General features: G+C 65.5%; 10 protein-coding genes and 1 other RNA gene. 4 read left to right on the top strand and 7 right to left on the bottom strand.

The features are described from left to right. Positions 1 to 39: 39 nt before the first annotated feature. The 4 genes from NH396_RS02885 to NH396_RS02870 form a co-directional block, all read right to left on the bottom strand. A complete protein-coding gene (locus tag NH396_RS02885) occupies positions 40 to 390 on the bottom strand; it encodes a YqjK-like family protein (protein ID WP_253061469.1) in 351 nt (116 codons plus the stop codon). A gap of 34 nt (positions 391 to 424) precedes the next feature. Further along, a complete protein-coding gene (locus tag NH396_RS02880) occupies positions 425 to 847 on the bottom strand; it encodes a phage holin family protein (protein ID WP_253061467.1) in 423 nt (140 codons plus the stop codon). Next, positions 847 to 1,185, bottom strand: coding sequence for a DUF883 family protein (locus NH396_RS02875; protein WP_253061465.1), 339 nt, complete (start codon positions 1,183 to 1,185; stop codon positions 847 to 849). The genes NH396_RS02880 and NH396_RS02875 overlap by 1 nt, the downstream gene beginning before the upstream one ends. Positions 1,186 to 1,699: 514 nt before the next feature. Continuing rightward, complete coding sequence (locus NH396_RS02870; RefSeq protein ID WP_253061463.1) at positions 1,700 to 2,914, bottom strand: phospholipase A; 1,215 nt, start codon at positions 2,912 to 2,914, stop codon at positions 1,700 to 1,702. A 412-nt stretch (positions 2,915 to 3,326) separates the two neighbouring features. Here NH396_RS02870 and mscK point away from each other — a divergent pair, with 412 nt between their 5' ends. Then, positions 3,327 to 6,887 carry a mechanosensitive channel MscK gene (gene mscK / locus NH396_RS02865; RefSeq protein WP_253061461.1) on the top strand — a complete coding sequence of 1,187 codons (3,561 nt, stop codon included), beginning with the start codon at positions 3,327 to 3,329 and terminating at the stop codon, positions 6,885 to 6,887. A 145-nt stretch (positions 6,888 to 7,032) separates the two neighbouring features. Here mscK and NH396_RS02860 read toward each other — a convergent pair whose 3' ends face one another. From NH396_RS02860 to NH396_RS02850, 3 genes are all read right to left on the bottom strand, one after another. After that, positions 7,033 to 8,250: an ABC transporter substrate-binding protein gene (locus NH396_RS02860; RefSeq protein WP_253061459.1), complete on the bottom strand. Its 1,218-nt coding sequence runs from the start codon at positions 8,248 to 8,250 to the stop codon at positions 7,033 to 7,035. A 137-nt stretch (positions 8,251 to 8,387) separates the two neighbouring features. Then, positions 8,388 to 10,085 (bottom strand): sensor histidine kinase, encoded by a 1,698-nt coding sequence (locus NH396_RS02855; RefSeq protein ID WP_253061457.1) that lies wholly within the window; start codon positions 10,083 to 10,085, stop codon positions 8,388 to 8,390. After that, entirely contained in the window at positions 10,082 to 10,885 is an 804-nt protein-coding gene (locus tag NH396_RS02850; RefSeq protein WP_253061455.1) for a response regulator transcription factor, read from the bottom strand. The genes NH396_RS02855 and NH396_RS02850 overlap by 4 nt, the downstream gene beginning before the upstream one ends. Before the next feature lie 179 nt (positions 10,886 to 11,064). Between NH396_RS02850 and NH396_RS02845 the strand changes: the two genes are divergently transcribed. The 3 genes from NH396_RS02845 to dnaX all read left to right on the top strand — a co-directional run bounded on the left by NH396_RS02845 (position 11,065) and on the right by dnaX (position 15,081). After that, positions 11,065 to 12,246 carry an AbrB family transcriptional regulator gene (locus NH396_RS02845; protein WP_253061453.1) on the top strand — a complete coding sequence of 394 codons (1,182 nt, stop codon included), beginning with the start codon at positions 11,065 to 11,067 and terminating at the stop codon, positions 12,244 to 12,246. Between the two features lie 130 nt (positions 12,247 to 12,376). Continuing rightward, an RNA gene (ffs, locus tag NH396_RS02840) (signal recognition particle sRNA small type) lies at positions 12,377 to 12,473 on the top strand. A 430-nt stretch (positions 12,474 to 12,903) separates the two neighbouring features. Beyond that, the gene (dnaX, locus tag NH396_RS02835) at positions 12,904 to 15,081 is read left to right on the top strand and encodes a DNA polymerase III subunit gamma/tau (protein ID WP_253061451.1); all 2,178 of its coding nucleotides are present in this window, start codon (positions 12,904 to 12,906) and stop codon (positions 15,079 to 15,081) included. Positions 15,082 to 15,113 lie beyond the last annotated feature (32 nt).

Genomic DNA, 15,113 nt, shown 5'->3' with positions numbered 1-15,113 from the left:
TGAATGTCAGGTGGCGGGGCTTTCGCTGTAATACCGTGATCATTTGTCGAGCAGTATTCTCAGACGGCGAATCATCACCCAGCCCATCAACCCGCGCTTGAGCAGGCTCAGGCCCTTTTTTGGCCGGAACCCGCCCCGCGCCGCGATCAGGCCGCCCACCAGTACCAGCGGGCCGCGGTATTGCTGGACCTTGGCCCAGCCACGGTCGATGGGGGCGGTGGCTTCCTTGAGTTCGCGCATCGCATGGCTGACATCGAGGCGCTGCTGACTGATGCGTGCTTCGAGTTCCGCACGCCGGGCGTCACGCGGATGTGCTGACCGGCGTCCGCTTCCCTGTACGGGGGGCAGCGCCGGCTCGCGTCGCGCGAGGGACTGTCTGGAAGAGCTCATCTCGCCTCCTTGGCAGGCACTGGCAGGCGGGGCATCAATGGTGTTCGCGTTGGCGCTGGCGTTCCAGTGCGTCGGCCCGCACATCCTTGAGGCTGTCGCTGTCACGGCTCAGGTTGCTGAGCGTGGAGCGCAGCAGGCTGCGCTGGGAAGCGATCACCTTGACGCGCCAGGCGATCAATCCCCCCAGAGTCAGCAGGATGCCGCCGCTCAGGGCGATGGCCAGCAGGCGATGGGTATCCCAGAAGGCCACGACCACCAGCAGGATCGCCAGACCGATGCCGAAGCAGATCAGCATCAGGGCGATACCCGATAGCAGCAGCATCACGAATAGCCGCTCGCGCTCTTCCTCGAGTTCCAGCACGGCGAGACGCAAGCGCGTCTCGCCACTCTCGACCAGGCTCGCGGTCAGACGTCGGATGGCGCCAAGTACGCGTTCAACCGGCCCTTGCTCCTGCATCAGCGACGGCCAAGCAGCATGCCGACGACGACACCGGCGGCCGCGCCGATACCGATGCTGGTCCACGGGTTGTCGTGCACGTAGCGATCAGCGCAGTCCACGGATTCGCGCGCGCCAGCGGCGAGGCGATCGCCCTGGGCGCTGAGGCGGGCGCGGGTAGCTTCCAGGCGAGTCTGGGCGCGGGCGCGGGCTTCCTTCATGCTCTCGCGGGAATCTTCAGCCGAGGCGTGCAGCAGTTCCTCGACGGTCTGGGACAGATGGCGCAGATCTTCCTTCAGCTGGTCGGTGTTGGCACCGGTCGCGGAAGTGGTGTGATCGCCGATCTTTTGCATAGCCATGGTGTAACTCCTTCCCGTATGTCGAATCAGATTTCGCGAATGGTGAGCGCGGTGTTGTCTGCGCTTGACTCTCGAACTCTCTCTTCCCTGGGGCGCCGCAGGCGGCAGGGCATGACCTGAATCCGCTTGCGCGAGACTTCCTGCAAGCATCGTCAGCACGTCGTCATGACGCGTCTTGCGTGGTCATGCACAAGTCGTGGGGGTCGAACGCGACAAACACAAGGGCAAGACACGCACAGAGCACGATATCGCCATGTCGCGCGCGGGAGGCATGATCTGGATCATGGATGTGCCACTAGGTCTACATGGGCGTGCCACTAGGTCTACATGGGCGTGCCACTAGGTCTACATGGGCGGTCCACATGAGGAAGGCGCATACGGGCGGGGCAGATGGCAAGACGGGCAGCCTGGGCTGCCCGTTGCGAGAGGGTCATGTGAGTGCTTGCATCAGCACTCTTTGATCAGAATTTCTGGACCAGGTCTCTTTATCAGGTCTCTTTATCAGGTCTCTTTATCAGGTCTCGGGCGAGCCGGCGAAGAAGGTATTGATCGAGAAGCCCAGGCCAAAGCGATTCACGCTGTGGTCGTAGTCGATCAGGCTCTCACCGTAGCCGTGGTAGTACTGCACGTAGCCACGTACCTTGCCGAACAGCGGGAAGGAGTAGTCGAGCTGGTTGCCGTAATTGCCCTTGGAAGGGTTGCCACGCACCATCCAGGTGACTTCGTGCTGATCCGCGGTATAGCCGACCGTGATGTCGCCGTAGCCGATATAGTTGTAGAGATCCGGGTTGTCGTCTTCGTCGGACTCCTCCGGCACGCGCCAGTGCGGCGTGACCGCAATGGCCCAGTCGCCATTCTGGAACATCATGTCGGCGTAGACACGGTTCCAGCTGCGCGACAACGGGTCGGAACGACCGTTGGACTGATGTGCGAAACCGATGCGGTTGCGGGTATTGGTCCAGCCGAACAGCTCATAACGGTTGTCGAACTGCAGGAAGGCTTCCGGCTCGTAATTGGTCTCGCGGAACGGCGCCGAGGCATCGGAGTTGTAGGCCTGCCACCAGCTGCGCTGGGTATAGGCGAAGAACACGTCGCCATTGTCACCGAAGATGTCATCCATCAGCTCGACCTTGAGGCTGAGCTGGTATTTCACCTCGGTCTTGTCCACCTCGCCTTCCCGGGTGACTTCGGCAAAGCCGTTGGCATCCGGGTTGGTGTTGTAGGCCCAGGGCAGCAGGTAATTGCGCTTGTAGGCGGTGATGGCCAGCGGATTCTTCTCGGCATCGTCCTCGAGAACGACACGCTCCTTGGCACGCTGCTGGGCCAGGCTTTCATCGAGGGGCGCATCGATGCTCTGGCCTTGTGCCTGCTCGATCTCGGCCGCTTCCGCCGAGTAGCGCTCGTCATCCGCGTCTTCGCGGTTGGAGAGGAAGACCTGCTCGGTACGCGGGTCACTCTCGACGTCCTCCGCCGTGCCCGGTGCAGACGCCTCCATCTCGCGCCAGTCAGCCTGGCTCATGGCACCCGCGCGGGCCTGGGCGGCAGTCATGCCCAGCGCTTCGGGAGCGAAGCGTTTGCCGTTGGCCAGTACCACGCGTCCCTCGGCATCCATGGTGTAGGGCACGTCGGCCGCTGCCGGTGCGGCGGCACCCAGCAGTACTGTGGCCAGCACTCCCGAGAGGCGTGCAGGTACGGACCGGAATCCGATGGAGGCAAGGCGGAGGGGCATGGAAATATCCTGTCGGTTACACCGCGGCGGGGGAGCAGCGCATTATGGAGCAATGTTCATGACATGTCTGCCATTCTACTGGTGACGCTGTGTCCGGTTCCAGCACGAAGATTCCGACAGGTGCGTCGCCTCGATGCGACGATGTATGTCGCTCACGTTGGCCTGCAAGCACCGCTTTCTCGCCCCGTCATTCTTTGCTGCATTTTCTCGTTCATTCTCCCCCTCATCCTTTGCTGGGCGCCCGCCGGCAGACGTTTGCCGACAAGGATTGCGCGGGATGCAGCGCCAGTCGACAATGCGGCCCTTGCCCGCGTTTGCGGCCTGCCACGATGCCATCCTGCATGGCTGGCGGCGGCCTGGCGGGCAGTAGAGCCGATGAAGAAGCGCGGTGGTGACCATTGAGGAGACAGCTGTGACAGGTAACAAGTCCTTGAGACTGATGGTGTTGGCAGGCGCCTTGCTGCTGATGGTGCTGCTGGCTTGCGTGCCGGCCACGGCCAGTGCGGACGCCCCGAAGCGTGCTGATGTCCAGACTCAGCTTGAAGACCTGCAGAGCGTCGAGAAACCGGATGCCGACACCCGTCAGCGCATCGCGGACCTCAAGGATACCCTGACGGTGCTCGACGACCTCGCCGAGGCCACCAGCAGCCTGAATTCCCTCAAGAGTGAGGTCAAGGAGGCGCCGGCGGAGTTGGCGAAGGCGCAGGCCGAGCTGGCGCGCCTGCCTCAGGACTACACCCCGCCCAGCATCGCCTCGCTGGAAGACGAGTCGGTCGAGGCGCTGGACAAGCGCATGACCTCGATTCTCGACTCGCTGCAGAACCTGCAGGACCGGCTGGCCGATACCAACCGGCGCCTGATCAATGCCCAGAGCCTGCCGGAGCGTTCACGCTCGACCCTGGCCGATGCACAGCAGCAGGTGCAGCGCCTGCAGACCCAGCTGGGTGGCAGCGGCGATGCCGACCTGTCCGGCACCGGGCGTGACCTGATCGAGGCGCGTCTGGCATTGGCCGAGACGCGTGGCGAGCTGAGCCATTCAGAGCTCAATTCAAGCTCCCTGCTGCGTGAGCTGGCCCAGGTGCGCAAGACCCTCTACAGCCGCCAGATCGCCAATCTGGAGCAGGACCTGGAGCAGGTCCAGACGCTGGTCAACGACAAGCGCCGCAACCAGTCCGAGCAGACCATCGCCGATGCCACCAGTGGCGAGAATGCCGCGCTGGCCGACAATCCCATCTTCCAGCAGGTGCTCAACCGCAATCGCGAGCTCAGCAGCCAGTTGCTGGCGATCACCGATCGCGTCAACGCCGTGATTCGCGACGGGCTGGAGGTACGCACCCAGCTTGATCGCGTCACCCAGGTCGAGCGCACCATGAGCGAGCAGATCGAGGCCATCAAGGGCAGCGTCCTGCTGGCACGTATCCTTCGCGAGCAGCAGAGCCGCCTGCCGCAGGTCGATGTGCGCAAGGACTTGAAGGAAGAGATCGCCGACCTGCGCCTCAAGCAGTTCGAACTCAACAAGGTGCGCGAACAGCTCGCCGATATTCCGGGCTATCTCGATTCGCACGTGCTGGGCGAGGCCGCGGCGCTGGAGCGCCCCGGCGGCAATACCGATGTCAGCCAGGTCAGCGCCGAACTGCGTCAGGCGCTGATCGGTCAGCTGGAGGCGCGCAAGGAGCTGGTCGACAAGCTCGACAAGGAATACGACAGCCTGTTGGCACGTGCCATTGACCTGCAGCTCAACCAGCAGCAGTTGCTCGAAGTCTCCGGACGCCTGCGCCAGACCATCGAGGAGCAGCTGTTCTGGGTCGCCAATGGCAAGCCACTGGATCTGGAATGGCTGTCACGCACCCCGGAAATGCTTGCCGAGGAGCTCAAGCCCACCGTCTGGCGCGGCGTGGTGGCGGGGCTGTCCAAGGGCTTTCAGCTCAATGACCTGTGGGTGGCGCTGCCGGGCTTGCTGCTGCTGATCTTCATCACCTGGAAGCGTTCACGCATCCGCGCGCGCCTGGCGGATCTGCATGCCCAGATAGGGCGCCTGAAGCAGGACACCCAGCTGCATACGCCGCGCGCCATTCTGCTCAACGTCCTGCTGGCCATTCCCGGCGCGCTGGCGCTGGCCTTGATTGGCGGTGTGCTGTCGCTGGGTGAGGGCATCATGCTGTGGGCGCTGGGCCAGGCGCTGTTGAAGCTGTCGCTGGCGTGGGGCATCTTCGCCATCTTCCGCCGGCTGCTGGTCAAGGACGGCGTCGCCGAGCGTCACTTCCAGTGGCCGGCCACCTACGTGGCGGAGCTGCGCCGCCACATCTGGTGGCTGGGCTTCGCGCTGCTGCCGGTGGTGCTGACCACCAACATCATCAGCGAGGCGGACCTCAACCTGCTCGAGCGTCCGCTGGGGCTGGCCATTCTGTTCGTGGGCCTGATGGCGATGAGCTTCTGTCTCTCGCGGCTGATCCTGGCGCATGTGCCCTTCTTCGGGCTCAAGCTGTTCCGACTGATTCTGGGCCTTGTGATGGCGCTGGTGCCGGTGGCGCTGGGCGTGCTGATCTGCCTCGGTTACGAGTACACCGCGCTGCGCCTGTGTGGCCGCTTCATCACCACCATCTTCCTGTTCGGGGCCTGGATCCTGGTGGAAGCCACCGTGGTGCGCGGTCTGGCAGTCGCCGCGCGGCGACTGGCCTATCGTCGCGCCGTGGCGCGTCGCCGCGCCCAGGTGCAGGAGGGCGCCGAAGGCGGTGTCGAGGTGGTGGAAGAGCCGCCGCTGGACATGGAACAGGTCAACTCCCAGTCACTGCGTCTCTCGAAGCTGATCCTGGTCATCAGCTTCCTGGCGATCTTCTATGTGGTGTGGGCCGACCTGCTCAATGTGCTCAGCTATCTCGACAGCGTGGTGGTGTGGGAAATCGCCGCCTCCGTCGAGGGCGATTCGGCGACGCCCATCTCGCTGGCGGATCTGATCGCGGGCATGATCACCCTCGCCGTGGCGGTGATGATGGCGCGCAACCTGCCGGGCCTGCTGGAGGTCTCGATCCTGTCGCGGCTCGAGCTCAAGCAGGGCTCCAGCTACGCGATCACTTCGCTGCTGTCCTACGTGATCATGGCGACCGGCTTCGTGATGACATTGGGCAGCATGGGCGTCAGCTGGGACAAGCTGCAGTGGCTGGTGGCGGCGTTGAGTGTCGGGCTGGGCTTCGGTCTGCAGGAGATCTTCGCCAACTTCATCTCGGGCCTGATCATCCTGTTCGAGCGCCCGGTGCGCATCGGCGACACCATCACCATCGGCAACCTGCATGGCACGGTCAACCGCATCCGGATCCGCGCCACCACGGTGACGGATTTCGATCGCAAGGAGATCATCATTCCCAACAAGGTGTTCGTCACCGACCAGCTGATCAACTGGTCGCTGTCGGACAACGTCACGCGGGTGGTGCTCAATTTCGGTGTCGCCCATGGCAGTGATCTGGATCTGGCGCACCGGCTGCTGATGCAGGCCGCCCAGGAAAACAGGCGAGTGCTCAAGGACCCGGAGCCACTGGTATTCTGCCTGACCTACAACCAGGACAACTTCGGTTTCGAGCTGCGCATCTACGTCAATGACCTGACCGATCGCCTCTACGCCACCGATGAGATCAACCGCTGGGTGGATGCTCGCTTCCGTGAGCATGGCCTCAAGGTCGCCTTCCAGCAGATGGATGTCTGGCTGCATCGCGCCGATGGCACCGAGCGCCTCGTCGAGCAGCGCAGCGCCTCGGCGGAGCCATTGCGCCCCGCCAGCGGCTCATTGGAAAGCAGCGAGGCGGAAAGCACGGAGTATCAGAGCAGCGAGCACCGGGAAGGTGGTGCACTGATCGCGCGTCGCAAGCCCGCTGATGGTCTGGCAGGCCGTGAGGACGCCGGGCTGCGTGAGGCCGCTCCGGATGCCGATGGCGCTGACGGTGGTGGAGATGCCGGCGGTGGAGATGCCGGCGGTCGCTGACGCTGAATCCTCTCGCTCATCTCTTGGATTGCCGCATGGCATCACGCACAAGGCGCCCCGCGGGGCGCCTTGTGCGTGATGGGCTCGGAGCTGTGTCCAGTACGTTTACAGAACGAGAGGGGCTAGCCAGCTCTGACGCCACGCATCATTGGTTCAATTCTGGCGGCGTGGCTGACGGGGTCTGCCTCTGAATCTGACCCTGACTCGTCTCACCGACAACGGGAGCGGGTGCCTCGAATTCCAGCACCCAGCGGCTCAGGAAGCTGGCCTGCTTGAGGCGATCGAGCGTCGCCAGCAGGCCAGGGCCGATCTCGATCGGGCGCAGCGCATCGCCCAGCTGTTCGCGCATATGCTGAGCGCTGCCCTCGCCACGCACCTCGGGGTGCAACGCGCCCAGCTGGCTGTCGCTGGCCACTGCCTGCTGGCCTTCCAGACTCAGCCACCAGTCGAGGAAGGTTTCACCAGCCTCGGGGTGAGGTGCCTGCTGGGGGACGAAGGCCAGCCGGCGCTGAATCAGCACATAGTCTTCCGGCACGATCACCACCAGCTCCGGATGGGCACGGGCAAAGGTCACCGCGTAGGGGCCGACCAGGTTGTAGGCGATGTCCACCTTGCCGCTGGCCAGCGCCTCGAGCATGGCGCCGGTGGTGCTGACCAGCCTGGCATCGGCTTGCCCCATGGCGCGCACCAGCGTCCAGTAGCGCGGTGATTGACGGGCGTCGGACACGGCATAGGTAAAGCCGGAGCCGCTGCGGCGCGGATCGTAGCTGATGATGCGGCCGCGCAGCTGCTCGCGGCGCGTCTCGAGCAGGTGCCAGAAGTCGCGATGACTGCGCAGCACATCGAGGGGATTGCGCAGGCCGTCGAGGTCCGCCAGGTGCTTGAGCGCATCACGTCGCGCCACCATCACGATCGGCTCGAAGCTCATCGCATACAGCTCATTGCGCCAGCGTGAGTTGGCCGGCCAGGCGGTCAGGTTGGGGGCCTCGAGTGCCAGAGCATGACCCTGATTGGCGAGTCGGTACTGCAGCCCCATGGCCGAGGAGATCATCAGATCGGCCTGCGGTGTCAGCGGCGCCTGCAGGTACTGTGCTTCAAGTCCCAGGGCGGAGCGATTGACGTAGTGCAGCACGCGCTCAGGATGCTGGCGGCTGTAGCGCAGCAGCAGCGGGCGAATCTCGGGCAGATCCAGCGCGGCGTGTATCGTCAGGTCGGCCGCGAGGCTGGCGCCACTGTCAGGCGCGGGCGCCGTGAGTGGCTGGCCGCCCTGCAACCACAGCGATTGATGCTCTTCGAGCAGCGGATCGAACGCCGTCCGGGCCCCTGTCTGGGTTGCGGCCTGACTGACGGGGCTCAGGAGCATGGCCAGCCCCAGGCAGACCACCAGTCCTCCAGCGCGCTGTCTGCCCGGACCCTGATTCACAGGGCTGTGATTGCCAGAGCCGTGACTGTCAGGGCTGTGTTTGTCAGGGCGCTGCCGCCCGATTCGCGGACGTCGCGCTAGCATGCTGTGCCTCCTGTCGTTGCAGGCTTGCCGGCCTGTGCCGATTCATCGTCCTCATCCTCTCTCACCTCAGGCGCTGCACAGGGTGCCAGATGCAGACTGACGCATAGCCCGCAGGACGCGCCTGTCTCGGCGGCGTCGCCCGTGCGGGTTGCAGGATCAACAGCCTGCGTCACGCTGCGTGCTGTCGCGTCGCTGAGCGTCAGGCGCGCATCGTGGTGTCGCGCGATGCCATCGACGATCGCCAGCCCCAGTCCGGCGCCTTCGTGATGCTTGAGCTCATCGGGCTGCTGCGTCGGCGTCTGGGCATGACTGTCGGGCTGGGTGTTGCGGTGGAAGGGGCGCAGCACCAGCAGGCGCCGTTCGGCGTCGATGCCCGGGCCGTCATCCTCGACACTCAGCCGCCAGCGGCCCGCCAGTGCGGCGCTGTCCGGTTGCGTGAACGTGGCATCGCTCGGTGCCGCCATCCGGCTCAGGGTGAGTGTGACGGTGCGCGCGCCGTGCTTGCAGGCATTGTCGATCAGATTGGCCTGTGCCTCCTCGAGCTGCCATTCGACGCCCAGCGTCCAGGCGGCGCCATCGATGTCCGGGGCGATCTCGAGGCCGAGGTCCACCCCGGCGCGATCACAGCGCAGGAACAGGCGGCTGACGGTGGCGCGCGCCAGCGCCGACAGCTCCAGCGGCACGCGCGGCGGCTGCACTTCCGGGTTGTTGAGTCGTGTCAGCGACAGCAGTTGATTGGCCAGATGGGCGGTATGGCTGGCGGTGGCCTGCATCTGGCCCAGCGCGGCATGCCAGGCGCTGGGGTCCTGCTGACGCAGTGCCAGCTCGGCGTGAGCGGAGAGTCCCGCCAGCGGGGTGCGCAGCTGGTGCGAGGCATCACCGATGAAGCGTTCCTGATTGGCGCGCACGCGGCGCATGCGCGCCAGCAGGTCATTGATGGTGTGCTTGAGCTCCTCGAGTTCGCGCGGCAGGGGCAGGTTGAGTGGTGCCAGACTGCGTGAGTCGCGTTCGCGAATGGCGCGCCGCAGTCGGGTCAGCGGCGACAGCGCCAGCCGTACGCCGATCAGCACCACCAGCAGCGCCAGCGTGGCCATGCCCGCCAGACGTACCAGTGAGCCACTGAACAGCTCACGCGTCAGGGTGTCTCGCCCCTCGCGGGTATGGGCGACGCGAATGCTGTAGCGCTGGCCGTGGCGTGGGTCATCGCCCCAGCCGCCCAGCCGGGTATCGAGGCTGCCCAGCCGCAGTGCCTGCCCCTGCCAGGCGATATCGCGAAACGACAGCTCGCCGCTGCGTCCGAGCGATTCCTGTGGGGTCAGGCGACCATCGGCGGCGCGATTGGCGTCCGGCAGGTGGGTATTGCCGGTGACCTGCTCGCCATCGGCATCCACCAGGCTGTAGAAGACGCGCTCCTGGGCGTCGGTGGCCAGCATCTCGAGCGCGGCGGGCGGCAGGTCGAGCCACAACTGGCCGTCCTGCCATTTGACCTGCTCCGCAATGGTGACCAGCGAGGCCTCCAGCAGCCGGTCATAGGCGCGGTCCGCTGCCTCGCGCGCCGACAGGAAGGCCTGCACCAGCAAAAGCGTGCCCAGCGCCAGCAGGGGCAACAGCAGCCAGCTCAGCAGGCGCCGATAGAGGCTGATGCTGCGTTTTGCCGCCGAATGCGGGCGTGGTGAGGGTGCGGAATTCAAGCGCTGTCGTCCGTGGTCTGTTCCAGTAGATAGCCAAGGCCCCGGATGGTGCGCAGATTGACATCGCTGCCTTCCAGGCGCTTGCGCAGGCGGTGTACATAGACCTCGATGGCGTTGTCGCCCACGGCTTCCTCCTCGCCGAAGGCCTCCCGGGTCAGGCGCGCCTTGTCCACCGGCTCGCCGGCATGCTGGATCAGGCAACCCAGCAGGCGCTGTTCACGGGGTGGCAGCGCCAGCGGGGTATCGGCGAGCAGAAAGCGTGCATTGAGTGGTTCGAAGACCAGGCTGCCGAGGGTCAGGCGTGGGGCAATGCCAGGCGAGGGCGCCGGTTGCTGGCTGGCCTGCTGACTGGCCTGAAGAGTGGCATGGCGGCGCAGCAGGGCGCGCACGCGGGCTTCCAGCTCATCGAGCACGAAGGGCTTAGCAAGATAGTCATCGGCGCCCAGGTCCAGCCCGCGCACGCGATCTTCGATGGCGCCGCGCGCGGTGAGAATCAGCACCGGGGTCTGGCGGTCGTGCTGGCGCAGCGCGGCCAGAATCTCGAGCCCGGAAGCGCCGGGCAGGTTGAGATCCAGCACGATCAGCGCGAAGCCGTGATCGTGGTGGGTCGCCAGGCGGGCAAGCGCCGCGGCGCCGTCGGCCAGGTGGGTGACCGCAAGGCCCTCGGCGGAAAAGACGCTGCACAGTGTGCTGGACAGCAGGGCGTCGTCCTCGACCAGCAACAGGGCCGGGGGCGGTGCGGTGGCTGGACCATGCGCTGAAGCGTCAGCCGCTGAGGGGAGTGAGTCGGGAGAAGTCATCCGGGCTCCGCAAGGGCGCGTCAGGTACGCGACAAGAGTGATGAGAGTCAGGCTCAGGGCCGGTCTGCGACCTGCAATGGCCGCTTGAAGGCGCAATATTGCCTCAAACAGGCAGCCAATGGCGCTTGCGCCAGCGTATCATTGGTGGCCTGTTTCGTGTCGCTGACAAGGAAGCCAGCATGCCATCCGTTCCGCTATTGCAGCGCCTCAAGGCGCGCGCCTCTCGTCTCTCGCCAGCCCATTGGCTCACGGCTGTCATGTCGCTCAGGGCTGCTATCTCGCTCAAGGCTGCTATCTCGCCCAGGGCTGCTATCTCGCTCAAGGCTGACGTGCCGCTCAGGCCGCTGCTGACCTCACTGGCGCTGGGGGTGGTGGGCGGCTGGCTGTTCCAGTTCACCGGCATGCCGCTGGCGTGGATGCTGGGGCCGCTGGTCGCCAACCTGCTGGGCGCGATGGCCGGGTTGAGGCTCGGTGTGCCGGACCGCCTGCGCAACCTGTTTCTGGGCGTACTGGGTCTGACGCTGGGCGCGCGCGTCTCGCCGGAGCTGGTTTCGCACCTCTCCAGCTGGTGGTTGTCGGCGTTGCTGCTGCTGGCGGGGGTATGGGCCTCGACGCTGGCCTGCGCCGCCTGGTATCGCCGCTGTGGTTTTGACGCCACCAGCGCGTGGTTCTCCTCGGTGCCCGGTGCGCTGACGGCGATGGTGGTGATCGGCGAGCGCATCGGTGGCGACCCGCAGCGCATCGCGGTGGCGCAATCCTTGCGAGTGCTGCTGGTGATCATGATTCTGCCGCCGCTCTATTGGGTGCTGGAAGGCGCGGCGGGCACGCCCGGCATCGGCAGCGATGTGGCGGTAAGCGGCCTGTGGCTGATCGCGGTGCTGCCGATTCTGCTGCCTCTGGCCAGGCGACTGCGCATTCCCAATGCCTCGCTGCTGGCGCCGCTGTTGCTGGCGCTGGTGCTGTCGCTTGGCGACGTGGTGCGTTTCTCGCCACCGGTATGGGGCACCGATGTCATGCAGCTGGTGCTGGGCTGCGCCATCGGGACGCGCTTCAAGGGCCTTGCGCCGCGGGTGCTGGTCGGGGTGATGGGGCAGTCGGGCGTGGCGACCCTGATCTCGCTGTCGGTGCTGGGCTGCTTTGCCGAGCTGATCCATCAGCTGATGGGCGTGCCGCGTGACGTGGCCTTCCTCGCCCTGGCGCCCGGCGGTATCGGCGAGATGGCGCTATTGGCGGTGGCGCTCGATCTCGACCCGATCTTCGTCGCCTTCCATCATCTTCTGCGCCTGATCGTCCTGATGCTGTTGCTACCGGTGATGGCGCGTCATTTCCGCCATCGCCATGCGCGTGAGGCAACGCTATAGCCCGTGGCGTGATCTCCCCCTTGTGAGGGCGGCGATGCGCTGTTATAGTGTACGCCTTGATCACGCCAAGTGCTTGAAGTTCAAGCGATTGGCTCGGTAGTTTACCGAATGATCATGTTTGTGGTGGCCCTATCGGTCCTCCCGCAATGCTAGGCTGCAAACCCCGCCAGGCCCGGAAGGGAGCAACGGTAGTGGCTGACGCGTGTGCCGGGATGTGGCTGATGGGGCCGCCTCCATTTCAGGGACCTGAAAGTGGCTGCTCATGAAATGTCCGCATCATCCCGCCTGCTGTGCAACGCTCCATTGCAAGCCCTTGCATTGCAAGCCCTCGCAAGTCCTTCGCTTCACGCTGCCTGAAGCTTTTCGCCACGCCCTCGCTGTCTGAACCTGTCATCTCCTGCCTGACCCGAGCCCCGCTTGGCGTTTCGTCGTGCCCGCAATTCGGGGTGCACCACGCCTGTCATCCGGCGTCGTGCCCTCAATCCTGCTGCGCAAGTGGCATCGTGCTTTGAAGCCACTCGGCAAGTCGCTAGAATGAGCGCATTCTCAGCGAGGCCTCGTCATCGGTCTCCGTCTGTCGATCGTCGGGGGTGAAGCCCAGCCGGATCGTGCAGATTTCAGCTCATGTTTCAGATCGCCCAAGGAATGCCCCGCTCAATGAGCTATCAGGTATTGGCGCGCAAGTGGCGCCCGCGCAATTTTCACGAACTGATCGGTCAGGAGCATGTCAGCCGTGCGCTGGTCAATGCCCTCGATCAGGGGCGCCTGCACCATGCCTATCTGTTCACCGGGACCCGCGGTGTCGGCAAGACGACGCTGGCACGCATTCTGGCCAAGTGCCTGAACTGCGAAGAGGGCGTCAGCTCCAGGCCGTGTGGCGTGTGTGGCACCTGTCGCGAGATCGATGATGGCCGCTTCGTCGACCTGATCGAAGTTGACGCCGCCTCGCGGACCAAGGTCGAGGACACGCGTGAGCTTCTGGACAACGTCCAGTACGCGCCGACCCAGGGCCGCTACAAGGTGTACCTCATCGATGAGGTGCACATGCTGTCGACCCACAGTTTCAATGCGCTGCTCAAGACGCTGGAAGAGCCGCCGCCCCATGTGAAGTTCCTGCTCGCGACCACGGACCCGCAGAAGCTGCCGGTCACCATCCTGTCGCGCTGCCTGCAGTTTACGCTCAAGAACATGCCACCGGTGCGCGTGGTCGAGCACCTGTCTGACATTCTCGCCCGCGAGGAAGTCAGCTTCGAGAAAGATGCACTTTGGCTGCTCGGCAAGGCCGCCGATGGCTCGATGCGTGACGCCATGAGTCTGACCGACCAGGCGATTGCCTTCGGCCATGGTCAGGTACGGCGCGAAGATGTCGCCGCCATGCTCGGCACGCTGGATCACCGTCATGTGCTGGCGCTGCTGGAGTGCCTGGCCTCGCTGGACGCCGCGAGTCTGCTGGCGGAGGTCGCGACACTGGCCGAGCAAGGGCCGGACTACGGCGGGGTGCTGGACGACATGGCCTCTGTCTTCCATCGCCTGGCGATCGCCCAGATGGTGCCGAGCGCGCTGGACAACGGGCATGGCGACCGTGATGCGCTGCTGGCGCTGGCAAGCCGTTTCACCGGTGAAGACGTGCAGCTCTATTACCAGATCGCCCTGCAGGGGCGTGGCGACATGGCCAACGCCCCGGATGCGCGCACTGCGCTGGAAATGACGCTGCTGCGCATGCTGGCCTTCCGCCCGCAGGGCGTGCCGCGCCCGGCGCAGACGCCGCTGCCGATGACCGGCCAGGCGGAGGGGGCGAACGCGCCTGGCGCTCAAGCCCCGGCGCCTGTCCAGCAAGCGCCTGTTCCAGAAGCCCCGGCTCAGCCTCAGCAAGCGCCGGCGGCCCCGGTGGCGCCCGCGCCCCAGTCTGCTGCATCAGTGGCCGCGCCAGCGACCGACGCACAGCCGCCGATGGCCGACGAGCCGCCCCCGTGGGCGACGGAGGACGTCCCGCAGGACGCCCGGGATGCCGGCTTTCGCGACGTAGCGCAAGACGAACCTCAGCCTGAGACCGCGCCGGAGTCGGCGCCAGCGCCAGAACAGACGGCAGCTCCCGCACAGGCGCCCGCTGCGCCCAGTTCGGCGATGTCACGCCTGAGTGCCGCCTTCGGTTCCGCGCCGGCGCAGCCAGAGGCTGCTGAGTCACCAGCGCCGCAGCCTGCTGAAGCCGTACCAGCAGCACCGCAGCCCGCTGAAGCCGTATCAGCAGCGCCGGAAGCCGCTGAAGCTGAAACATCAGCGCCAGCACAACCCGAGCCCGCTGCATCGCCGGCGCCTGAGCCGGTCGTGTCTGAGCCTGTCGCAAACGAGCCAGCCGTGGCAGAGCAACCGATGCCGGAGCCGGCAGCCGCGGCTGCTCCCTCGCCGGTGCCAAGCGCCTCGAGTGCCGATGGTCGCTTGAATCACGCCGCGTGGCTGGAGCTGTTCCCCTCGCTGGGGCTGGGCGGCATCACGCGCAATATCGGCGCTCATTGCCTGGTCGAGCACGACGACGGCACCCACCTCAAGTTGAGGCTGGACCCCGCCCAGTCGGCGATGATGGCCGAAGTCCACCAGGAGCGCATTCGCAAGGCGCTGGCGGGCCAGGGTGTGGAGCGTGTGCTGGAGATCAGCGTCGCGCCCCTGCCGGAGGGTCTGGAAACGCCGCACAGTCGTCGCATTCGTCTGCTGGGTGAGCGTCATGCGCGCGCGGTTGAAGCCTTGCGTGCTGACCCGCATATCCAGTCCATGGAGCAACAGCTGGGTGCTCGTCTGATCGAGGAAAGCGTCAACTCCTTCGAGCCGGATGATTTCTGACGCTATGGGCAGTTTCGACCGAGTGTCGGCGG

The organism is Cobetia sp. Dlab-2-AX (genome assembly GCF_024124625.1).
Lineage (GTDB): Bacteria > Pseudomonadota > Gammaproteobacteria > Pseudomonadales > Halomonadaceae > Cobetia.
This window is presented reverse-complemented; position numbering and strand designations above follow the sequence as displayed.

What these genes read in the sequence shown, in the direction of transcription:
- NH396_RS02885 (WP_253061469.1), bottom strand. Translation starts at nt 390, where the DNA reads ATGAGCTCTTCCAGACAGTCCCTCGCGCGACGCGAGCCGGCGCTGCCC.
- NH396_RS02880 (WP_253061467.1), bottom strand. Translation starts at nt 847, where the DNA reads ATGCAGGAGCAAGGGCCGGTTGAACGCGTACTTGGCGCCATCCGACGT.
- NH396_RS02875 (WP_253061465.1), bottom strand. Translation starts at nt 1,185, where the DNA reads ATGGCTATGCAAAAGATCGGCGATCACACCACTTCCGCGACCGGTGCC.
- NH396_RS02870 (WP_253061463.1), bottom strand. Translation starts at nt 2,914, where the DNA reads ATGCCCCTCCGCCTTGCCTCCATCGGATTCCGGTCCGTACCTGCACGC.
- NH396_RS02860 (WP_253061459.1), bottom strand. Translation starts at nt 8,250, where the DNA reads ATGCTCCTGAGCCCCGTCAGTCAGGCCGCAACCCAGACAGGGGCCCGG.
- NH396_RS02850 (WP_253061455.1), bottom strand. Translation starts at nt 10,885, where the DNA reads ATGACTTCTCCCGACTCACTCCCCTCAGCGGCTGACGCTTCAGCGCAT.
- NH396_RS02845 (WP_253061453.1), top strand. Translation starts at nt 11,065, where the DNA reads ATGCCATCCGTTCCGCTATTGCAGCGCCTCAAGGCGCGCGCCTCTCGT.
- dnaX (WP_253061451.1), top strand. Translation starts at nt 12,904, where the DNA reads ATGAGCTATCAGGTATTGGCGCGCAAGTGGCGCCCGCGCAATTTTCAC.